Source organism: Formosa haliotis (genome assembly GCF_001685485.1).
In the GTDB taxonomy this organism is placed as follows: domain Bacteria; phylum Bacteroidota; class Bacteroidia; order Flavobacteriales; family Flavobacteriaceae; genus Formosa; species Formosa haliotis.
Genome location: NZ_BDEL01000001.1, coordinates 2,119,248 through 2,141,890 on the forward strand (window position 1 = coordinate 2,119,248; position 22,643 = coordinate 2,141,890).

Annotated in this window: 23 protein-coding genes and 1 pseudogene; 1 reads left to right on the top strand and 23 read right to left on the bottom strand. The window is 34.8% G+C overall.

Annotated features, from left to right (window positions below):
• Positions 1–19 precede the first annotated feature (19 nt).
• Genes A9D35_RS08670 through mce form a run of 3 tightly spaced genes read right to left on the bottom strand, consistent with a single transcriptional unit; the run spans position 20 to position 2,391 of the window.
• Entirely contained in the window at positions 20–400 is a 381-nt protein-coding gene (locus A9D35_RS08670) for an OadG family protein (RefSeq protein WP_066221672.1), read from the bottom strand.
• Positions 400–1,959, bottom strand: coding sequence for an acyl-CoA carboxylase subunit beta (locus A9D35_RS08675; protein WP_066221675.1), 1,560 nt, complete (start codon positions 1,957–1,959; stop codon positions 400–402). The genes A9D35_RS08670 and A9D35_RS08675 overlap by 1 nt, the downstream gene beginning before the upstream one ends.
• Before the next feature lie 24 nt (positions 1,960–1,983).
• Positions 1,984–2,391, bottom strand: coding sequence for a methylmalonyl-CoA epimerase (mce, locus tag A9D35_RS08680; RefSeq protein ID WP_066221678.1), 408 nt, complete (start codon positions 2,389–2,391; stop codon positions 1,984–1,986).
• A 175-nt stretch (positions 2,392–2,566) separates the two neighbouring features.
• Between mce and A9D35_RS08685 the strand changes: the two genes are divergently transcribed.
• Complete coding sequence (locus A9D35_RS08685) at positions 2,567–3,940, top strand: MptA/MptB family glycosyltransferase (RefSeq protein WP_066221681.1); 1,374 nt, start codon at positions 2,567–2,569, stop codon at positions 3,938–3,940.
• A gap of 234 nt (positions 3,941–4,174) precedes the next feature.
• Here A9D35_RS08685 and A9D35_RS08690 read toward each other — a convergent pair whose 3' ends face one another.
• The 20 genes and pseudogenes from A9D35_RS08690 to A9D35_RS08785 all read right to left on the bottom strand — a co-directional run bounded on the left by A9D35_RS08690 (position 4,175) and on the right by A9D35_RS08785 (position 22,612).
• Positions 4,175–4,402 carry a hypothetical protein gene (locus A9D35_RS08690; RefSeq protein WP_066221684.1) on the bottom strand — a complete coding sequence of 76 codons (228 nt, stop codon included), beginning with the start codon at positions 4,400–4,402 and terminating at the stop codon, positions 4,175–4,177.
• A 5-nt stretch (positions 4,403–4,407) separates the two neighbouring features.
• Complete coding sequence (locus A9D35_RS08695) at positions 4,408–4,761, bottom strand: hypothetical protein (protein WP_066221687.1); 354 nt, start codon at positions 4,759–4,761, stop codon at positions 4,408–4,410.
• A gap of 16 nt (positions 4,762–4,777) precedes the next feature.
• Positions 4,778–5,752, bottom strand: coding sequence for a deoxyhypusine synthase family protein (locus A9D35_RS08700; protein WP_066221690.1), 975 nt, complete (start codon positions 5,750–5,752; stop codon positions 4,778–4,780).
• Complete coding sequence (speB, locus tag A9D35_RS08705; protein ID WP_066221694.1) at positions 5,742–6,677, bottom strand: agmatinase; 936 nt, start codon at positions 6,675–6,677, stop codon at positions 5,742–5,744. The genes A9D35_RS08700 and speB overlap by 11 nt, the downstream gene beginning before the upstream one ends.
• Positions 6,667–8,067 (bottom strand): arginine decarboxylase, encoded by a 1,401-nt coding sequence (locus A9D35_RS08710; protein WP_066221698.1) that lies wholly within the window; start codon positions 8,065–8,067, stop codon positions 6,667–6,669. The genes speB and A9D35_RS08710 overlap by 11 nt, the downstream gene beginning before the upstream one ends.
• A 345-nt stretch (positions 8,068–8,412) precedes the next feature.
• The gene (locus A9D35_RS08715) at positions 8,413–9,270 is read right to left on the bottom strand and encodes a pseudouridine synthase (RefSeq protein ID WP_066221704.1); all 858 of its coding nucleotides are present in this window, start codon (positions 9,268–9,270) and stop codon (positions 8,413–8,415) included.
• 65 nt (positions 9,271–9,335) lie between these two features.
• Positions 9,336–10,241 (bottom strand): geranylgeranylglycerol-phosphate geranylgeranyltransferase, encoded by a 906-nt coding sequence (locus A9D35_RS08720; protein WP_066221706.1) that lies wholly within the window; start codon positions 10,239–10,241, stop codon positions 9,336–9,338.
• Between the two features lie 47 nt (positions 10,242–10,288).
• Positions 10,289–11,217, bottom strand: a pseudogene (locus tag A9D35_RS08725) (mevalonate kinase family protein).
• Between the two features lie 167 nt (positions 11,218–11,384).
• Positions 11,385–12,476, bottom strand: coding sequence for a diphosphomevalonate decarboxylase (locus A9D35_RS08730; protein ID WP_066221709.1), 1,092 nt, complete (start codon positions 12,474–12,476; stop codon positions 11,385–11,387).
• Positions 12,477–12,480: 4 nt separating this feature from the next.
• Positions 12,481–13,017 (bottom strand): DUF1697 domain-containing protein, encoded by a 537-nt coding sequence (locus A9D35_RS08735; protein WP_066221714.1) that lies wholly within the window; start codon positions 13,015–13,017, stop codon positions 12,481–12,483.
• Positions 13,014–14,237, bottom strand: a complete 1,224-nt coding sequence (locus A9D35_RS08740; protein ID WP_066221716.1) for a BaiN/RdsA family NAD(P)/FAD-dependent oxidoreductase — start codon at positions 14,235–14,237, stop codon at positions 13,014–13,016. The genes A9D35_RS08735 and A9D35_RS08740 overlap by 4 nt, the downstream gene beginning before the upstream one ends.
• 792 nt (positions 14,238–15,029) lie before the next feature.
• The gene (locus A9D35_RS08745) at positions 15,030–15,719 is read right to left on the bottom strand and encodes a glycerophosphodiester phosphodiesterase (RefSeq protein ID WP_066221719.1); all 690 of its coding nucleotides are present in this window, start codon (positions 15,717–15,719) and stop codon (positions 15,030–15,032) included.
• Between the two features lie 3 nt (positions 15,720–15,722).
• Positions 15,723–16,595 carry an acyl-CoA thioesterase gene (locus A9D35_RS08750; RefSeq protein WP_066221722.1) on the bottom strand — a complete coding sequence of 291 codons (873 nt, stop codon included), beginning with the start codon at positions 16,593–16,595 and terminating at the stop codon, positions 15,723–15,725.
• 147 nt (positions 16,596–16,742) lie between these two features.
• Positions 16,743–17,177, bottom strand: coding sequence for a hemerythrin domain-containing protein (locus tag A9D35_RS08755; protein WP_066221725.1), 435 nt, complete (start codon positions 17,175–17,177; stop codon positions 16,743–16,745).
• A gap of 21 nt (positions 17,178–17,198) precedes the next feature.
• Positions 17,199–17,567: a YtxH domain-containing protein gene (locus tag A9D35_RS08760; protein WP_066221730.1), complete on the bottom strand. Its 369-nt coding sequence runs from the start codon at positions 17,565–17,567 to the stop codon at positions 17,199–17,201.
• A 108-nt stretch (positions 17,568–17,675) separates the two neighbouring features.
• On the bottom strand, positions 17,676–18,632 hold the full coding sequence (locus A9D35_RS08765) for an aldo/keto reductase (RefSeq protein ID WP_066221732.1): 957 nt from the start codon (positions 18,630–18,632) through the stop codon (positions 17,676–17,678).
• Positions 18,633–18,696: 64 nt separating this feature from the next.
• The gene (locus tag A9D35_RS08770) at positions 18,697–19,635 is read right to left on the bottom strand and encodes an L-histidine N(alpha)-methyltransferase (protein WP_066221735.1); all 939 of its coding nucleotides are present in this window, start codon (positions 19,633–19,635) and stop codon (positions 18,697–18,699) included.
• A gap of 1 nt (position 19,636) precedes the next feature.
• Positions 19,637–20,782 carry an ergothioneine biosynthesis protein EgtB gene (egtB, locus tag A9D35_RS08775; protein WP_066221738.1) on the bottom strand — a complete coding sequence of 382 codons (1,146 nt, stop codon included), beginning with the start codon at positions 20,780–20,782 and terminating at the stop codon, positions 19,637–19,639.
• Between the two features lie 71 nt (positions 20,783–20,853).
• Positions 20,854–22,071: a bifunctional alpha/beta hydrolase/OsmC family protein gene (locus A9D35_RS08780; protein WP_066221741.1), complete on the bottom strand. Its 1,218-nt coding sequence runs from the start codon at positions 22,069–22,071 to the stop codon at positions 20,854–20,856.
• A gap of 37 nt (positions 22,072–22,108) precedes the next feature.
• On the bottom strand, positions 22,109–22,612 hold the full coding sequence (locus A9D35_RS08785; protein WP_066221743.1) for a peptide-methionine (S)-S-oxide reductase: 504 nt from the start codon (positions 22,610–22,612) through the stop codon (positions 22,109–22,111).
• Positions 22,613–22,643 lie beyond the last annotated feature (31 nt).

Sequence of the window (22,643 nt, forward strand, 5' to 3'; positions counted from 1 at the left end):
TTCAAAAAACACTCGCCAACTACCGTTTGTTATAAACCCCATAGATTTTAGAACTCCATGGCGAATACATTTTTCGAGCTTGTTTTATAGTTAATATGGCATTTTCATTATCATGCTGTTCACTTAAATGCAAATGAATGGCTACAGAAATAGCCGCTGCAATCTCGCCCGTAAATTCTTCATTTACTTTGGGAGAAATTTCGGAAATCTTCTTATCTGGCCCTTTAGAAATCAACTTGTAGATGTATAACATAAAAGGCAAAGCATACTTAAAGATTAAGGTTAAAAGGATTAATCCACTAAATACAATGAGCAATCCCGTAACTAAAATGATGTAACCCTCTTCTATAGGGTCTACCATAGGTTCTGTAAATTCTGTTAACGCTAAAAAATGTATCATTATAGTGGAATATTTGAATGTTTCTTAGGCGGATTTACCTCCTTTTTATTGGCTAACAACTCTAAGGCTCTTACTATTCTAAATCGTGTATTTCTTGGCTCTATAACATCATCAATAAAACCATACTTCGCTGCTACATACGGATTCGCGAACTTTGTATTATACTCGTTCTCCTTTTCTTCTATATAATGCAATTTCTCGTCGGCATCTTCAATTTTTCTAATATTAGAACCTTCTAACACTTCTACTGCACCTTTAGCCCCCATAACTGCAATCTCTGCAGTTGGCCATGCATAATTTAGGTCGCCTCGTAATTGCTTACAGCTCATTACATCGTGCGCTCCACCATAAGATTTACGCAGGGTAATAGTTACTTTTGGCACCGTAGCTTCGCCGTACGCAAATAACAATTTGGCACCGTGTAAAATGATACCACCATATTCTTGTCCTGTTCCTGGTAAGAATCCTGGCACATCGACTAAGGTTACAATTGGAATATTAAAGGCATCGCAGAATCTAACAAAACGCGCTGCTTTTCTTGACGCTTCGCAGTCTAAAACACCCGCATAATATTTAGGCTGATTAGCAACTAAACCCACAGAGCGCCCATTAAATCGAGCAAAACCAACAACTATATTTCGCGCATAGTCTCTGTGTACTTCTGTAAATTCTCCATTATCGGTAAGGATAGAAATTACATCTACAATATCGTATGGCTGATTGGCATTTTCTGGTATAATTTCGTTTAAAGCATCGTCTAAACGGTCTATAGGATCATCGCAAGGAACCGTTGGAGCTTCTTCTAAATTGTTTGAAGGCAAATAGCTTAACAACTTTCTTATTAACAATAAATTCTCTTCATCGTTATCGGCTAAAAAATGCGACACTCCAGATTTTGTAGAATGTATTTTTGCACCACCTAGCTGTTCTGTAGAAACAACTTCACCTGTAACAGATTGCACCACTTTAGGTCCCGTTACAAACATATAACTCGTTTGGTCGGTCATGATCGTAAAATCTGTTAACGCAGGAGAATATACTGCTCCACCAGCACAAGGCCCTAATATGGAAGAAATTTGAGGAATAACACCTGAGGCCATTATATTTCTCTGAAAAATTTCGGCATAACCTGCAAGCGATCTCACCCCTTCTTGGATACGCGCCCCACCACTATCGTTTAATCCGATTACAGGCACACCAATTTTCATGGCCATATCCATAATCTTACATATTTTTAAAGCATAGGTTTCAGAAAGGGAACCTCCAAACACCGTGAAATCTTGAGAGAATACATAAACAATTCTTCCATCTATAGTACCATGTCCTGTAATGACACCGTCGGATAAATAGATTTGCTTATCTAATCCGAAAGATTTGGTTCGGTGGGTAACAAACATATCAAATTCTTCAAAACTGTCATCATCTAAAAGAATATCTATTCTCTCGCGAGCGGTTAACTTCCCTTTCGCATGCTGAGAATCTATTCGTCGTTCTCCACCACCTAGTTTTGCTTTGGCCCTTTTTTCAATGAGCTCATTAATTTTTTCTTGATTTGCCATGAGTATGATATTTCTTTAAAATGATTATTTTTCTTTTGAACACAGTTCTGTAAGCACCCCATGTGTAGATTTAGGATGCAAAAACCCTATGTTAAGCCCTTCAGCACCTTTTCTAGAGATTTTATCAATTAATGCAACACCACTGTTTTCTGCTTGTTTTAAAGCCTCTGTTGCGTCTGGAACAGCGAATGCAATGTGATGCATACCTGGACCTTTTTTAGCGACAAATTTGCCTATAGGACCATCTGGAGATGTACTTTCTAATAATTCAATTTTTGTGCCTCCTACTTGAAAGAAAGCCGTTTTTACCTTTTGGTCTTCGACTTCCTCGATTGCATAGCATTTTAATCCTAAAACACTTTCGTAATAGTGTATGGATTCTTCTAAATTTTCGACTGCAATTCCGATGTGTTCAATGTGTGAAATATTCATTTTAAAATTGTTAATTAGGGTTTATTTATAAGGTACTATACAAAATTACACTACTATTATTTGTTAAATTATGATAGTTATCATGTAAAACAGACTAATTTACAGTGGAATTTCAAACGTTTTAAATTACACATTTACCTAAGAATCAGAAAATTAATTCGATTAATATTTTATTATGAGTTTAAAATTCCCCCTTAACAAAACGCTAACATTTCAACTCCTAATTGTGTTTGTAACGGGAATATTTTACAGCAGTTTTGCCTACAATTTAGTACGAACAGATTATGCTAAACTTATCATCCTATATTTTGCACTGTTCTTTTTAAGTGTCAAACTGATTCAATTTAACAGAAACAACACCAAGGCATTATGGCGTTACTCTATTTTGTTTAGAGTGATTTTTATAGTATCCATTCCCAATTTATCTCAAGATTTTTATAGATTTATTTGGGACGGCCGTATGCTTTTCGAAGGCTTTAACCCCTTTCTACACACTCCAGATTCATTTATTTTAAACGATGAATTTCCTATAGCTCAAGCCCAAGACTTATATCAAGGTATGGGTGCATTAAGCGCTTCTCATTTTACAAACTACCCTCCTGTAAGTCAGTTGTGTTATTTTTTGGCAGCGCTATTTGCTAAGCAATCTATTTTAGGCGCTGTAGTTGTTATGCGCCTGCTTATTATTTGTGCAGATATCGTAACACTATATTTTGGAAGTAAATTACTGAAACACCTTAAATTACCCACTTACTATATATTTTGGTACATACTTAACCCTTTTATAATTATAGAACTAACTGGGAATTTACATTTTGAAGGTGTTATGATTTGCTTTCTGGTTATAAGTTTATATCTGTTACAAAAATTAAAGTGGCAATGGGCGGCCGTTACATTTTCATTAGCTGTAGCCACAAAACTGATTCCGCTTATCTTTCTTCCTTTAATTTTAAAATATCTAAGATTGAAAAAAGGCCTGTTGTTCTGCGCCATTGTGGGCATTATTAATATCGCCTTATTTCTTCCGTTTATGAGTATGGAATTTATAAGCAATTACACCGAAACTGTAGGCTTATGGTTTAAAAATTTCGAGTTTAATGCGAGTATTTTTAATATCGTAAAGGGGATTGGCTATGCCTTTACAGGGTATAATAAGATTAAACTTTTAGGCCCAATAATGGCTGTATTAGTTATTATTTATATTACTATTTTAACCTACAAAGCGCCTTTAAAACATATTAAAAATCTTATGGTGAATATGCTGCTTGTAATAACGATTTACTATTTTATGAGCACTACAGTACACCCTTGGTATATTAGTTTATTAGTAATATTGGCGGTATTTACAAACTATAAATTCCCTTTAATTTGGAGCTTAGTTGTTATTTTTAGTTATCTGGCCTATGCAAATGCCGATAATACTGAAAATTTGTGGGTAATTGGTTTAGAATATGTATTTGTGTATAGTGCCTTTATTTATGAAGTTGTTTTAAAAAAGCAAATTAATTTTTGGGGAGTTAGTTCAAGCGGAATACAACCAAATAATTAAACACTTATGTTTTTTTGAAGGTCTAGGCTCCAACATCTTAATTTAGGTAGAGACGACAAAAAAAGCCTAACATATAACTCGTCTTATATGTTAGGCTTCTATTAAACTTACAGTATATTTCTCTAATGAAGTCACATTTCATTGAAAGGCATACCAAAACCGTTCCAATACATTGGTGCTACTTCTATTAGAGCAAATGTACTTTATTAGTATCGCTTAACTATTAGCGCTTGTTTACGATACAAGCTTTAAATTATCGATTCTATAAATTACAGAATCGTCTGAATCTCCTGGTACTTCAACAAAAGTGACCTTAAAGGTCTGATCGACGAAACTTTTATCGTTCTTTAAATCGAACTGTTTTAAAGCTCGAGGGTGAATTTCATCGAAAATCATGTCTTCACCATTTTGAAATATAAAGGTATAATACCCGTTTTTATAGGATTTAAATACAGCTTCCATAATATTTAGTCTTTGTCGTCGTCCTCGTCGTCTTCGTCTTCAATATCGTTTACCTGATCGTCGTCGTCATCATCATCTCCATCTTCAGCTTTTACTTCATCAAAATCAACGTTATCATCTGGGCTTACATCATCGTCGTCGTCTTCAATAAAATTCACCATAGCTTGTGCCAGGCGCACCCCTACTTTTACTAGGTAAACAGTGTCTTCTGTTCTAACTTCTACAGCTTCAACAACTTCATTTTTGGCATTTCTGAAGGAAATAATATCTGCATCATCATAACCATCAGGAAATTTTTCTACAAGAAGATTTAAAATATCTTCGTTCAATTTTTGGTAGTCAACAATTACTCGTTTCATTTTTTAATAAATGGGATTACATATCTAATAAATAAGCAAAAACTAATGGTGCAACTATGGTTGCATCACTCTCTATAATAAATTTCGGGGTATCTATATCTAGTTTTCCCCAAGTGATTTTTTCGTTTGGTACAGCTCCAGAATACGAACCATAACTGGTTGTAGAATCTGAAATCTGACAGAAATAACTCCAAAATGGTGTATCTGTACGTTCCATATCTTGATATAACATAGGTACCACACATATTGGAAAATCTCCTGCAATTCCGCCTCCAATCTGGAAGAATCCAATACCATTTTCAGAATTTTCGGTATACCAATCTGCTAAAAATGTCATATATTCTATACCCGATTTCATGGTACTTGCTTTTAACTCGCCTTTAAGCACGTAACTTGCAAAAATGTTACCCATGGTACTATCTTCCCAACCTGGGCAGATAATAGGTAGATTTTTTTCGGCAGCAGCATACATCCAAGAATCTTTTAAATCGATCTCGTAGTACTCTTCTAACACTCCAGACAACAACATTTTGTACATATATTCATGCGGTAAATAACGCTCACCTTTAGCTTCTGCATCTTTCCAGATTTTGAAAATATGTTCTTGTAAACGTCTAAATGCTTCCTCTTCTGGAATACAAGTATCTGTTACACGATTTAAGCCCTTTTCTAACAAATCCCACTCTTCTTGAGGCGTTAAATCGCGGTAATTAGGAACACGTTTATAATGTGAATGTGCCACCAAATTCATGATGTCTTCTTCAAGATTTGCTCCAGTACAAGATATAATTTGCACTTTATCTTGACGAATCATTTCTGCAAAAATCTTTCCTAACTCTGCTGTACTCATTGCTCCCGCAAGAGACACTAACATTTTAGCACCTTTATTTAATTGGTCTTCGTAACCTTTAGCGGCATCAACCAAAGCTGCTGCGTTAAAGTGAAGATAATATTTTTCTATAAAATTTGAAATAGCTCCTTTAGTACTCATCATCATTAAATTTAGTAACGTTATTTTTTTGAGCTTTACTTTCGTAAGTGTTATCGTAATCGTCTTCTACGTTTTCACCCATAAATTTATAACTCAACATTTTATAATACAATTTTGCAGCAAGAAAATCTGAAGATTTTTCAATTTTATTCGGACAAAGCTCTACGATGTCGAATCCTACTACGTTTTTTTCTGTAAAAACTTTCTTTAAAAAGTCTAAGGTTTCATACCAAAATAAGCCTCCTGGCTCTGGTGTACCCGTACTTGGCAATATAGACGGATCGAATGCATCTAAATCGAAAGTTATAAATACATTATCTGTCATTTGATCGATAGCACTATCTATCCAAAACTCGTTAGTTGCTAACTCATGTGCAAAGTACGTTTTTTCGGGATCTAAAACCGTGGTTTCTTTAACATCCATAGAACGGATACCAACTTGAATTAAATTGGTGGTCTGGCTAGCCTCGTAAACCGCGCAAGCATGGTTGCAGGCAGAACCTTGATAGCTTTTACGTAAATCGGCATGCGCATCGATATGTAACACGGTTAAATTATCGAAACACTCGTTAAAGGCCCGGATAGAACCAATAGAAATAGAATGCTCTCCTCCAAAAAGTGTTACAAACTTATTCTTTTTTATAAAGTGTTTTGTGGTTTTGTGCACCGCCTCTACCATGGCTTCTGGCGAACTATTTTCGGTAACAGCATCGGCTAAAAAAACACCTTGTTGGTAAACTTCGGTTGCTGTTTCTATATCGTAAGTTTCCATGTTTTCTGAAGCATTTAAAAAGGCTTCTGGCCCTTTATCTGCTCCTTTTTGCCATGTGCTTGTTCCGTCGTATGGCACTGGAATTAATACAATTTTAGAAGTTTCTAATTTTGCATATTCTTGAGGAATTCCAGCATAAGTTTTACTGCTCATTGTAACCTAATATTTTAAGTAAGTCTTCACTTTTTTGTTGTTCGCTAAATACTTCTTTAACAAGGTTTCCGTCCTCGTCTCTGTTAATTAATATATGTTTTGGCGACGGAATTAAACAGTGTTGTAAACCGCCAAAGCCACCTATAGTTTCTTGGTATGCACCTGTATTAAAGAACCCTATATACAAAGGCTTATCTTTATTATACTTTGGCAAATAAATGGCATTCATATGCTGTTCGCTATTGTAATAATCGTCGCTATCGCAAGTTAAACCACCTAATAATACACGCTCGTAACTTTCGTGCCAGCGGTTAATAGGCAACATAACAAAACGTTTATTTATAGCCCAAGTATCTGGTAGGGTTGTAATGAAAGATGAATTAATCATATTCCATTTTTCACGGTCATTTTGTTGCTTTTGATATAAGACTTCGTAAATAGCCCCTCCACTTTCACCTACGGTAAAGCTACCAAATTCTGTAAATATATTTGGAACATCTACCTCTTCTTCATCGCAAACCGCTTTAATCTGGTTTAAAATTTCATCAACCATATATTCGTAATCGAATTCGAAAGCTAACGAGTTTTTAATAGGAAAACCTCCACCAATATTTAAACTGTCTAATGTTGGACAAATCTTTTTTAATGCCGTATAAACTTTTAAACATTTTACTAATTCGTTCCAGTAGTAAGCATTATCGCGAATCCCTGTATTGATAAAAAAGTGAAGCATTTTAAGCTCTACTTTCGGGTTATCTTTTATCTGACGATTATAAAAAGGCACTATGTTTTTATATCCAATTCCTAAACGAGACGTATAAAACTCGAATTTTGGTTCTTCTTCTGAAGCAATACGAATTCCTACATTAAAATTACCTTTAATTTCTTGCGATAATAAGTCGATTTCCTCATAGTTATCGATAATAGGAATTGCATTTTTATGGCCGTTATTTATTAATCGTGCAATATTAGTAACATATTGCGCACGTTTAAACCCATTACTTATAACATAGGTATCGTCGGTAATTTTTCCTTCCTTTTTTAAACGCTCTACAATATCTATATCGAAAGCAGAAGACGTTTCAATATGAATATCGTTTTTTAAAGCTTCGTTTAACACGTGTTTAAAATGCGAGCTTTTTGTGCAATAACAGTAATTGTACTTGCCTTTATAATTATTTTTTTCAATAGCTCTTGCAAACCAGCCTTTAGCTCTGTTTATATTATTTGAAATTTGAGGCAAATAGGTGAATTTTAAAGGTGCACCGTATTCTTCTACCAATTTCATTAAGTCGATATCGTGAAATTCTAAAGTTTTATTTCGTAATTTAAATTCTTCCTGTGGGAAGTAAAAGGATTGATTTATAAGATCAATATATTTAGTATTCATGTGTGTGTTTTGAAAAATAGTTGTTAAAAAAATTTAATTTACGCAGACTAGCATACGTAACAAAATTAAAAATGTTAACTATTTATCAAATCTGAATTTGACTTTGGGTTGTAGGCATAAAACCAAACACATGTTGGCTTTTTACAATGGAGTATGCGGAAGTTAGCTCTAAAATTCGGTTGCTCATCTTATAAGCCGCTTTTGAATATGACTTCCTAATCCTCAAAAGCCCGAACATACAAACACTTTTCATTATGTTCAGCTAAATGCTTGTACAAATGTGCTATAAAAAATCGAAAAAAAAAGCTTTTTTTCGATTTTTTTGAAAAACTTTTACATGCTGATTTACAACATTTTGAGACTAATAACTTCTTGTTCTGTTAAGTGTTTCCAGTGTCCACGAGGAATATCCTTTTTAGTAAGCTGCCCAATACTAACGCAATCAATCTTTTCGATGTCGTATTTTAAATAATCAAAAATAGAACGGATAATAGTACTACCTGTATTTTTAATTTTTAAGCCAATCTCTTTTTTAGAGGCTTTATCGATATAACTAATTTCTTCTACCGCGACTAGCTTTCCTTCAATTTTAAAACCGTCTTGAATTTTCTTAAAATCTTCGTGTTTCAAGTTTTTATTCAATTCTATATGAAACAATCTTGGAACACCATTTTTAGAATTCGTGAATTTTTTAGCAATATCTTCATCGTTCGTAAATAAGATTAACCCTAAGGAGTTTCTTCCTAAACGTCCAATTGGCTTAATTCTTGAAGTGGTTGCATTGGCCACTAAATCCATTACAGTACGGCCTTTACCTTCACTAGTAGTGGTAGCAAATCCTTTAGGTTTGTTTAGTAAAACGTAAGCTTTTTTCTCTGGATTTACTCTACCTCCATCAAAACGAACCTCGTCGTTTAACTTCACCTTATACCCCATTTCGGTTACAATTTTACCATTTACAGAAACCAACCCTGTAGAAATGTGCATATCGGCATCGCGACGCGAGCAAATGCCCGAATTCGCAATGTACTTATTTAAACGGATTTCGTCCGGATTCGATTTTTTATTGGGTGTTTTAGGCTCGCTTGTTGCCACCTTCTTTTTAATAGGTGCATTTCCTCTTGCATAACTTGTACTTCGTGTATTATTTGTTCCACGTCCTGAAGCCTTTCCTTTTTTACTGCCACCTTGTTGTCTGCTCATCTTGAGATATATTTTGTACAAAGATAAACTATAATTTACGATTTTTTATTGTAATGTAAATCCTTTTAAAAAAGTCGGTTTAACACCACATTTACATCAATTAAAAGCACACTTAAAACACCAGAAAGAATTATGAATTTTAAAATATTATGCAGTATTAAGTAATGTTTTTTAGAATTAGAATTCCAAAGTAAAACCAAGAATATAGCCAGTAAAAACATGGTCGCATAAAAAAAGTAATACATATGCCCAATGTTGTATTTTGTTAGTAAAAAGTAAACAGGCACTAATGTTAACAAGGCCAAAACTGTAAGCATTATTTTTGAATATTTTTCGCCGTAAGCTATAGGAATTGTTTTATAGCCTTGTGCTAAATCGCCTGGAATCGTTTCCAAATCTTTGGTTAACTCCCGCATGGAAATGATTAGAAAAAGATAAGTGGCATGTACAAAAATTACATGTTCGAAATTTTTGTAATACATAAAAATGGCAAAGAATGGAGTTATGGTTAAAACGGCCGAAGTTAAATTCCCAACAAAAGGCAATTTTTTAAGTTTATGCGAATACAACCAAATAGAAAAAATATATAAAGTAAAAAAGACCACTGCTTTAAACGACACATAGCTGGCCATAACAACGGCTAAAAAATTAAGGACAAAATACAAGGACAATTTCGTATTCTGACTTACCAAGCGATCTAACATCGATTTATTTGGCCTGTTTATTAAATCTTTTTCTGAATCGTAAAAATTATTGATGATATAACCACCAGCAATAGTGGCCGAAGAAGCCAGGACTAGCATAAATAAATTAAGATCGAAAACAACCGCTCTCACTGGTTTATCATGTGCTAAAATATAAACAGCTGTAACGTATTGCGCCACAACAACCATAAGCACATTATAGCCACGAACTACAGAAAACATACTGAAAAATTTCAATAAAATATGTTTATGCTTCCTAGAGAACATAGCGACTATATTTTAAAAAGATGGGATTTAATCTATGGTTTACAAAACTAGAAATTGTAAACAACTTCTAATTTATGTCCCTTAAGGGCTTGCTTAGCTTTTTCAAAATCTTCTGCAAAACCAAGGATATAACCACCTCCGCCAGAACCACAAAGTTTTAAATAATAATCGTTAGAGTCTAAACCTTTCTTCCATAAGTCGTGAAACTGATGCGGAATCATAGGTTTAAAATGATTTAAAACCACCTTAGATAATTGCTTTGTGTTTTTGAAAAGCGACTTAATATCTCCTTTTAAGAAATCGTCTACACAGGCATCTGTATGTTTTACAAACTGATGTTTTATCATGTTTCTAAACCCTTCCTGCTTCATATTTTCCATAAAGATGTGAACCATTGGTGCTGTTTCGCCAACAATACCACTATCAATTAAAAACACAGCCCCCTTTCCGTCACTTTTTTGCGAAGGAATACCAGTAGCTTCAATATTGTCTTTAGAATTGATTAAAATTGGAATACTTAAATAACTGTTTAAAGGGTCTAAACCAGAAGACTTTCCGTGAAAAAGGATTCCATTTCAGAAAAAATGGCTTTCAATTTTAAAAGTTTTTCACGGGTTAAATTTTCAAGAACAGTTATCTTATCTTGGGCATACTTATCGTAAATAGCCGCCACTAGCGCACCACTACTACCCACGCCATACCCTTGTGGTATAGAGGAATCAAAATACATCCCGGCATCTACATCGTTATGTAATGTATTTAAATCGAACACAACTAAATCAGGGCTAATAGTCCCCAAATATGTTGCAAATCGCTTTAAACTTTGATTAGAATTTACAGTAGTTTCGGTTGGTATTTTGGTCATTTTTAATGCCCCATTATAAAAGTTATAAGGAATAGATAATCCCTTGCTATCTTTTATGATACCATACTCACCGAAAAGTAAAATTTTAGAATAAAATAAAGGTCCTTTCATATACGAAATGAAAATTTATGATGCAAAGTTAACAATTATCTTCTTTTTAATGCCGTAAAAATACAATAAATCGTTTTAAACCATTAACCGTACCACATTGATTATTAATGCAATTAGAAATTTATCTAAAAAAATTATAGAACTAAATCATTTTTAATTACAAATTGTCAATTGTTAATTATCAGCTGTTTCGCTCCAAAACCTATTTCATCGCAAATAAACTGACCGTTTTGGCAATGCCCCTTTAGGTCCGTTTTGATAAAATCGAGTATCGCATCTTTTTCCTCTTTCGGATACAAAATATGCACATTTGCTCCAGCATCTAAAGTAAAACCAATATGTAAACCCGTACGTTTTCTAAATGCCCAAATTTTATTAATAACTTCTAAAGTATTAGGTTTCATAAGTATAAAATACGGCATACTGGTCATCATCATGGCATGCAAGGTTAAGGCTTCACTTTCTACCAGCGAAATAAACGCATCTAAATCACCAGATTTTAAAATCGTTTTTAATGTAGAAAGGTTTTCATGAGCTTGCATAAAACGTTGTTTCGCAAACGGATGTCCATGCATTAAATTATGTCCAACCGTGCTACTTACCTGCTTTTCTCCTTTATCGACCAACAAAATAGTATCCTGATAATGTTTAAAATTATCATGAACCTCATAAGGATATTTCACGCCAAACAAATCTGAACTTCCCTGAACAGTTTCATTTTCGCCCCAAACAATCAAATCGCCTTCAATACTTCTGCAGGCGCTTCCAGAACCTAAACGTGCTAAAAACGATGCTTTTTTATTGAAAAATTCTGATGTCATTTCTGGTTGAAGCTCCTTTTCTATACTCATTAAACATAAGGCTAAGGCACTCATTCCTGAAGCCGACGACGCTATTCCTGAACTATGTGGAAAAGTATTAGTTGTTTCAATTTTAAATTGAAACAATTTCAAAAATGGCACATAAACTTCAATGCGTTTAAAAAAGGTTTCAATTTTCGGTTCAAAATCAGGTTTATGCTCCCCATCTAAAAACACTTTAAAATCAAAATCTTCTGCATTTTCTTTCTTTGCATAAGTTAAAACCGTAGTTGTTTTACAATTATTTAAAGTGAAACTAATCGATGGGTTTTCAGGAATCTGATCCTGCTTTTTTCCCCAATATTTTATAAGCGCTATATTACTTGGGGACTCCCAAGCCACGCTTCCATTAAATATGTCGTTTGAATAAGTCTGAGGAATAAATTGTTGTTCGGTCATGAATTTATAAATCTGAGCACAAAGATAACAACTTCTGCATCGTTTTAAAATTTCTTGTTGTAGCCGATACGTTTAATTTGCGTTCAAAAAAGTTATTATTACATTTTGCCTTACCATAGCTTTGAGTGGAATAAAAATATACGCAAGCATCAGTCACGACAAACACCTCATTCGCATAGACTTCATTAGACACCATAGCTTTTAACTGGGCTGCTGGCTCTGATTTTAAAAGTGTAAAATAACTTGATTCTTTTTCGGTTTCTGAAAATGGGTTGGCTTCAAAAATAGTCCGAATTTCATTTTCACTTTTCACTAATACAGGCACTTCAAATTGGAAAGTTTTTACGATACTTTTAGAAATCATTTGTTCCAACTCAACAGTATTAGTTTCTATACTTTGAAATACCACATTCCCACTTTGGATATAGGTTTTCACATGTTTAAACCCTAAACCCGTCATAAGTTCTCGCAACATAGCCATAGGCACTTTTTTCTGTCCCGAGACATTTATGCCTCTTAATAAAGCGATATAGGTTTTCATGTTTTTTTAGTAATAGCTTCAGAAACAATAAAAGCACCTGTCCATGCATTCTGAAAATTAAACCCTCCAGTAACGGCATCAATATTTAAAACCTCTCCCGCCAAATACAAATTTTTATGCTTCTTACTTTCGAAGCTTTTAAAATTAATTTCTTTTAAGTCCACACCTCCTGCAGTTACAAATTCTTCCTTGAACGTACTTTTACCATCCACTTTAAAAACGGCCTGTGTTAACTGATTTGCCAACCCTTCTAATTGATTTTTATTAATATCTCCCCAACGGTCGGTTTCGGTCATCTCGGCAGCCAAAACCAATTGCTGCCACAAACGTTTAGGTAAATCGAATTTAGGAAACTTAAACACTGTTTTTTTAGCCGAATCTAATTTCTCTTGTTTTAAAATAGCTATTACCTCTTCTGCCGTTCGTCTTACAAAATTGATTTGTATACTAAATTTATAATCCCGTTTCGCTAACTCTAAAGCACCAAAAGCCGATAATTTTAAAATAGCAGGTGCACTTAATCCCCAATGGGTTACTAGAACAGGACCTTCGGAAAATAAATCGGTTCCCAAAACGGTGACTTCTGTATTTTGAGCTACAACTCCGGGAATTTCTTTAAGTCGGTTATCCTTAATGTTAAAAGTAAATAACGAAGGAACAGGTTCTAAAATACGATGTCCTAATTGCTGTAAAAGTTTCCAAACTTTTGGGCTGCTCCCTGAGGCTATTACAAGTTGTTCACTTATAAAATCGTCATGATTGGTTTCTATTTGCCACAAATTTTCAGTTTTAGAAATCGTCTTAACAGCATGATTGGTTAACACTTCAACCTTATGTTTTTTAGCTTCGTTTAAAAAGCAATCTATTATGGTTTGGGAATCGTTAGAAACTGGAAAAATTCGTCCGTCCTCTTCTATCTTTAAAGTCACACCACGCGCTTCAAACCAAGCCATGGTATCGCCAGTCATAAACTGATGAAACGGCCCCAATAATTCTTTCTCGCCCCTCGGATAATACTTTACTAATTCTTGTGGAATAAATTCGGCATGGGTAACATTGCACCTGCCCCCTCCAGAGACTTTCACTTTTCCTAAAACGGCATTACCGCGTTCAAGAATGGTAACTTTTAACTGCGGATTCTTCTCAGCAATATTAATGGCTGCAAAAAAACCTGCAGCGCCTCCACCAACTACTAATACATCCCTCCTTTGTTTTAACATAGAGGTTATTTATTTTATGATTTGCTGTAAAGATATAAATAATAAAAAAAGAAAATTTGGACATGAGATTTTCGCCTCCATAACCAGATTTATATAGAAGATATTATATTAACAAACTATAGTTGCATAATTAAAAAAAGAAAGACTAGAATTCTAGCTGTTTCATTTTTAAAACAAACCGTTTTAAACTTTAATAAAATCAGCTAGATTCCCAGTCGCGACATACCAATAGGTACAAAACAAAAATACGCTCAAGATTTTATCTTAATACACTTCAAGGTATTAAGTCCTTTATTACGTAATTAATTTAAATGTTTGTATCGGTAAGAATTAAAATAAGGATTGTAAATCCAATAGCCATAATAGTCGCTATTCTAATTGTTCTCAAAGTAATTTTAGTCTCCATGGGTTAATTATTTTTAATGTTATACGAGGGATTAAAGAATTTTCATTCTAAAAATTTGTTTCGACATAACACAACGTAGGAGCTGAAGTAGATTCAATAAATTATTTGGACAAGCCTAATTTAACAAACTTTTTACTTATTTTAAAATTATAGACCCCTGTTTTTGAGAATATTCTACCAAATGTTAAAATATCAGATAGAATACATAATTCGAACCCTAAAATAAATAAGTGAACGCTTTTAAAACGAAAAATAACATAGATCTTATTGAATTTAAGCCCTTTACTTCGACTCAAGTCCATGAGATCTTAACCTCGGTTTTCTCCTAGCTTATTAGCTAAAAGAAATCGGCCGAGATGCTCCAATTCTAATTTCAACCAACAGCCTTATACCCGATCTGGGTTATCAGAAATAATGGCGTCTACACCATAATCTTTCATCCTGTTAATGGTTTTTATATCGTTTACAGTCCACACATTAACCTTATAACCTTGCTCTTGTGCCTTTTTAACATTATCGCGAGTAAGAATCGCATAATTAGCATGTATCGCTTTTGCCTTTATGGTTTCTGCAAACTCCATAGCCTCTACAACGCTGGCTTTAGATAGAATGCCTAACGGGATCTCCTTATCGAAACCATACACATCCTCTAGTTCGCGATGTTGAAAACTAGACACTATAAAATCTGAATAATTCCAACCGTGATTTTTAATATATTCTTGGATAATTTCACAAGTGGCTTCTGCTGTAAATTTTCCTTTTAACTCGATATTTAAAACACATTTCCTATCTATTAAATCTAAAACCTCAGCTAAAGTAGGAATAGAAAATTCCCCATTCACTTTAAGTACTTTTAATTCTGAAAGAGTGTATTTAGATATTTCGCCTTCTCCGTTGGTCATGCGGTCTAATGTAAAATCGTGAAAGACTACTAATTCTCCCGAAGCACAACAATGCACATCGACTTCAATACCATCTACATTAAAATCTAAGGCTTTTTGAACAGATTCTAGAGTATTTTCTGCAACATAGGCTTTGGCACCACGATGCCCCATAACTAAACAATTTGATTTCATATTTTATTTTGATTTAATAATTGGACGCATTAATCCTTCTTGGGCGACACATGCAATAAGCTTGCCATCTCTAGAAAATATATTTCCTTTTGCAAAACCACGCGCATTTGAAGCATTAGGTGTTTCTATGGAATACAACATCCAATCCTCGAAATCGAAATCTCTAAAAAACCACATAGAATGATCTAAACTCGCCATTTGTGTGTTTCCAAAATGTGCTTTACTAGCATGCGGCAACAAAGCTGCTGCCAATATGTTATAATCGGATATATAGGTTAAAATTTGTTGTTTTGTGGCTAAGTCGGCATCTGGAATAGCCTTCTTCAATTTAAACCAGACATTAGAATATGGTGGTAAATCGGATTGCTTTAAAGGGTTTAAAACCTCTACAGGTTTAAAATCTATTGGGCGCTCAATCTCTAAAAAACGCTTGGTTAACCCTGGTAAAACATCACCAAACTTCAATAGCATTTCACTCCAACTTAACAACTCTTCGGGTTGCTTTAAACTGGTATTCATTTCTATTTGATGGTTATGTCCGGTTTCTTCCTTATGAAACGATGCCGCCAAAATAAAAATAGTCGTCCCATTCTGACTGGCTAAAACTCGACGGGTAGAGAAACTTCCGCCATCGCGAACTTCATTAACCTCATAAGTAATAGGCACATTTAAATCGCCCGCTTCTATAAAATAGGCATGTAAGGAATGTAGAATCCTATTATTTTTTAGGGTCCTATAGGCTGCATTTACCGCTTGTGCTAAAACCTGACCTCCAAACACATTAGGACTTCCAATGGTTTGACTGACACCTTCAAAATGAGAAGCATCTATCTTTTTTAAATCTAAAAGTTCTAATAAGTCGTGAGCAGATTTCATATACATTGGGTTTAGAATATTCAAAGCTATTAAAATGATTTTTCACAACCTCATCTTTATGGAGTTTTATGAAGAACAAAAAAAAACACCAAACTGCGTAAATTTTACGCAATTTGGTGAAAGGAATAAGCTATTAATCTACTGTTCTTACCTATTCTTTTTCATAAATGTTTCATAATCTGAAGCGAGAGAAGTTTTCTGTTTTTCAGACAAGGTTTTACCTGCCAATTGAAAAAAGGTATGTTCTTCGTCTTCCAGATGATGTTCTACTTTTTCCTTTAATTTTTTTGCTATTTTCAACCAAGCAGACGAATCATATTCGGTATCTTCAAGCTGCTCAATTAACTCATCTATTTCATGATGTTCTGCAATACCATGTCGTGCATGATCTTGCATCATATCCGATGAAATTAACGGTTTATAAAAATGACGCTCTTCTGCATTAGCATGAACTTCAAGTTCATTTCTTACCGCTTTAAAAAGCTCATCTCTGTTTTTAGTATCGCCCGAAGATTGCACTAATTTATCGAGTAAATCACGTTGAATATCATGATCGTGTCTTATGGCTTCAAAAATAGTCATGTTTCTTACTGTTTTTTTTAATTAAACTGTAGCTGTAGTTTTCGTACTTCCGTTGGTTTTCACTTCTTTATTAAAGTGTCTGTTTTTAGTTCTTAAAACCTCCAACTTTTTTTCTAAAGCCTTCATAATATCTTCTGTTTTATGACTACCATCGGCTACTATAGATTCTATTTGTTCTTCTAAAGTTCCTTTAGTGATATTCACTTTTTTAGCTACCATATCGGCAATATCTGAAGCTTGATCGGCTATTTTATTCTTTGTATTCTCGGCTTCTTTCGAGATTTTTTTACGTGTCTTACTACCTTTATCAGGAGCAAATAGTATTCCCATTGCTGCCCCTAAAGCGGTTCCTGCTATAACACCTAAAAATGTACTTCCTGAATTATTCATAATATTTTTGTTTTAATAGTTAAACTTGATATTACAAAGGTAGTTTGGATGCCTGCTCTGTATTAACTCTAAACATTTTAAAATTAACCGAATACAATAACTATAAAATTAGCGCCACTCTAAAGCACTGCGTTCTTCCCAATAAGCACTAGATTTTGTGGCAAAAATTTGAAGTTGATGTAATTCTTCTTTTGAAAAATTAAATTGAAGGGCTTTTAAATTTTCTTGAAGTTGCGTAGTTGTTAATGCACCACTTAGCACATAATCGGGTTGTAAACTATCTATTACAAATCGGATGGCAATAGCGTCTACACCTATATTATAGTGTTTTGAAAGCAAATTAAAATAAGTATACGCTTTAGCATAATGCGGATAAGCACTGTTTTCGAAAATACGCCCATTGGCTAAGGCTTCTTTAATAATTACGGTTTTTCCTTCGGCAAGAATTTGTTTTAAAATAGTATAGGTAGATTGTTCAAAGATATTATACGTAACCTGAAAACTTGTAAATAGGTCTTCGCCTTCCATTTTTATACTTAAAGCCCGTTCTATAATCTCGGTCTGATTGGCACCACTAGTTGTGATTCCAATCTGAACTCCTGTTTCTTTTTTTATACGATGTAATGCTTCAAGTACTTCTTCGTTATCAAAAATACCACTCTCTAAAGTGGCCGAATGCACTTGATAGATTTGTAATTCGGGTAATAGTATTTTAGACACGTCCCACTGTTCGCGTAATTTGGAAACACTATGCTCTTTAATTTCGTGTTTCCCGGAATACCCCAGCTCCCAATTCGCCATATAAGTATAGCCCCATTTGGTACTTAAGGTCACATCTTTATGTTGCCTTAAACTGTGCCACTGCATTAAAAATCGTTCCCCTTTACCATAAGATGGCGCGGTATCGAAATAGCGAAGACCCAAGGTATAAGCCTCGTCTAAAACCTGCATGGCATTCGCTTCAAAAACAGCTTCCGACTGCTGAATTTCTTCTTCTTTTATATTGATATATTCCGGGCGACCAATAGCTGCCAACCCTAAGCCTAGTTGTGTGTGTTTCGACATATTATAAGTACTATTTATGCATTCAAGGTACTAAACTAAGAACATCTAAGGCTTACATTTTTAATTATTTTTCCCACAAACTATCGCTGAAGTAATGCTTACAGTCTAAAAAGTGTGTATTTGGCTTAAAGCCGGTAGTTTGTGCCAAATGGTCGATTTCTGAAAGGCTATATTTTTTTGAAAGTTCTGTCCAAATCAATTCATTCTGCTTAAAATGTATGGTTTCACCAAAATTTTCGAAATATACATCTTGGGCCTTTAAACTCACTAAATAACTTTTAACCTGACCTGTTGTAGGATCGTAATGACAATAAAAATCGAAATCATCCAGCTTAAAATCAGCTCCAAATTCCCGATTCATGCGTTGCAATAAATTTAAATTAAACCGCTTGGTAATCCCGTATTCGTCGAAATAAGCTTTTGTAATGGTAATTGGATTTTTCTTTAAATCGAAACCAATCAATAATTTGTCGCCAACATTCATATTTTTATGAAATAGCGCCAATAAATCTAAAGCATCGGCTTTTAAATAATTCCCAATATTACTTCCTAAAAACAGTAACAAATTCGGAATGGTTTCTGCCGACATCTCTTTTAAAATCTCAAAATAATCGCCTACCTGAGGCTTAATACTTAAGTCTGGTAATCGCGATTTTAATTTTTCTGCAAGCATGTTTATAGCTTCACCAGAAATATCTATCGGCACATAGTTAAAAGGCACTTGTTTTGCCACTAAAAACTCCAATAATTTAAAAGTTTTAAAGCCATCGCCAGCTCCTAATTCTATGATATTAAAAGGTTCCGAAAACTCTAAAGCCCGATAAATTTGCTCCGCTTGAAGCGATAAAATTTCAAATTCGCTATCGGTTAAATAGTAATCCGGCATGCGCATAATTTCCTGAAAAATGCGACTGCCAGTAGCATCGTAAAAATATTTAGACGCCATATATTTATTTTGGGCAGTTAAACCTTCAATAATCTCGTGTTTTACTAGTGTTTCCATATTATTTTACCAATCTAATTCCAGAAAATTGCCATCGCATACTGGGGTGAAAAAAATTACGATATGTAGGACGACTATGTCCAAATACCGTTGCTACAGAGGCGCCACGAAGCACCATCTGGTTAATCATAAACTTACCATTATACTCGCCCAAAGCACCTTCTGCCTTAGTAAAATTAGGATATGGTAAATACGCACTATAGGTCCATTCCCATAACTGCCCCCAAGCCAAATGCCCCGAAGCGACTTCCCACTCAAACTCCGTTGGTAAGCGCATACCTTTCCATTCGGCGTAAGCAAAAGCTTCATAAAAACTAATATGCATTACCGGTTCGTTTTCTTCCACAGGTTTAAATCCATCTAAGGTATAGGTATGCCAAACGCCATCCACTTTATGCCAATACAAGGGCGCTGAAATATGTTCTTCTTGTATAAAATCCCAGCCTTCGGCGTGCCATAAATTAAAATCTTGATATCCACCTGCTTCAATAAATGCGATATAATCAGCATTACTCACTAGGTTTTCACTTATTTGAAATTCTTGAAGAAACACCTTATGAACACCCTGCTCATTATCATAACAAAACGAAGGCGATTGATGCCCGATAGTGTAAATCCCCTCTGGAATAGTTAAAAATTCTGAAGATTCTGAAACCGGTGTAAACTTTAAGTCATTAGTTATCGCAGGAAAAGTAGGCTGATTTCCTAAAATATATTTTATGTCGTAATAAAACAACTCTTGATGTTGCTGCTCGTGATTTATCCCTAAAATGACGATATCTTCAGCTTCCTTACCAATATCACCGTCTAAAAATTTTAGCATTTGGGCATCGACATAGTCGCGATATTCAAACACAGCAGCCACACTTGGCCTAGTCATTAATCCGCGGTTAGGCCGCAGTACCCGATCGCCTGCATTGTTATAATAACTGTTGAACAGGTATGCAAAATCCTCATCGAACACCTGATAGTCTGCCACAAAATTCGTGAGTACAAACTGCTCGAAAAACCAAGTAGAATGCGCTAAATGCCATTTGGGTGGCGATACAAACACGGCTGGTTGCACAGAATAATCCTCGACTAACAAGGATGTGCTAATCTGTTTAAAGCGTTCTCGCGTATGTATAAATTGCTCTTTTAAAGACATAGGTTATGCGTGTATGGTAAAAGTCTTTAATAATTCGCAGTTCTACGCGCTGTATCGCATAAAAACGGTGCTTAATCCACCGTAGTTTCAATTATAGTATCGGTAACCAAGGTTTTATGTACCGGACATTTTGAAGCTATCTCTTTTAATTTTTCTTTTTGTTCTGCGGTTAAATCACCAACAAATTTCAAGGTCTTTTGTAAATGATCTATTTGCGCCGGCTTTTCAAGTTCTAGTTTTAAATCGTCGCTATGCTTTTTTGAGTAAGTGATATATACAAACACTTCTTTTAAATCCCATTTTTTTCGTTCGGCATATAATTTTAAAGTCATTGCGGTACATGCCGACAAAGCTGCGTTTAAGTATTCGTATGGTGACGGACCAAAATCATCACCACCAAAACTTTCCGGTTCATCGGCCACAAGCGTATGCTTTTTAGTTTGAATATTGGTTGTGAATTTATCTTCTTCCAAATTTAAATGGGCGACCAATTGCTCGCCTTCCGTATCTAAAATATCACTAGATTTTTCTTCAAAATAACGTTGCACCCAGGTACCAATAACATTTCCGGCGTACTGGCTATCGCGAGAATCGGTAAGCAAATGATCGGCCTGATCTAAACTCACAAAACTTTTAGGGTGATGCGCTGCTTTATACAATTGCTCGGCATTATCTATAGACACTACATCATCGAAAGGTGCATGCATTATAAGCAAGGGTTTACGCTGTTCCTTCGTAATTTCTGGTAAATCGGTTTTACTAAAATCGTCTACAAAATCTTTATTTATTTTGAACGGCCTTCCGCCAATATTTACCTCTACATCACCTTTCTTTTCAACCTCCTCAAAACCATGCGAAAACAGATGCGTAACATGTTCTACTGTTGAAGGTGCTCCAATAGTCGCCACTGCTTTAACCGATTCTAATTTCGAAGCCGCTACAATCACCGCTGCGCCACCAAGCGAATGCCCAACCAATAGCGACGGCGCTTGGTAATGGGTTTCTAGAAATGCACTCACCGCCATCAAATCGGAGACATTTGAAGAAAAATGACTATCGGAAAACTCACCATCACTACGACCTAACCCCGTAAAATCGAAACGCAACACCCCAAAATCGTGCTGCGTTAAGGCACGACTAATATGTTTTACCGCCGACAAAGTACTCGTACACGTAAAACAATGGGCAAAAACCGCAAAATAATGTGGATTTTGATTGGCTGGTAATTCTAAATAAGCTTGAAGTTTTACTCCTTTATCATTTTCTATTTCAAGTTTCTGACGTTTCATAATGGATTTTTTTACTGGTTTATAGCGTGAGTTCTGGTTAATTTGATGCCTTTACATAAGGCGCATAGTGCTCTAACAAGATTTCTAGTTTAGGACTGATATAACGCTCGCAAAACGGTTTTTTCGGATTCTTAAGATAATAATTTTTTATCGCTTCTCGAGACGGTTTAAATTCCCGAAACGGAAGCACTTTAGTGATGAGCTGAAAATTAAAATCGGTTTGAAAACTATTTAAAAGATCTATAATCCTGTTGTACTGTTCGTTTGAAAACACATACACTGCAGATCGATATGTCTCGCGACGACTATGATTAGACGTGCTGTTATGCGTGTGCAAATGAATGTCTAAAAGCGTGGCTTCAGAAATTTCAAGAGGATTAAAATGTACAATAACAGCTTCCGAAAACGAGGCTGCATCTCCAACCGATGCCACATAACCTTGCTCAACAAGCCTGACACCTTTTAGACTCTGAAACACCGCCTCTGTACACCAATGACAGCCACCACCCAATGCAATTTTGTCTTCTACTTTTAAGTCCATACGGATTAAGTCGAAAAAGTATTGTAAACCT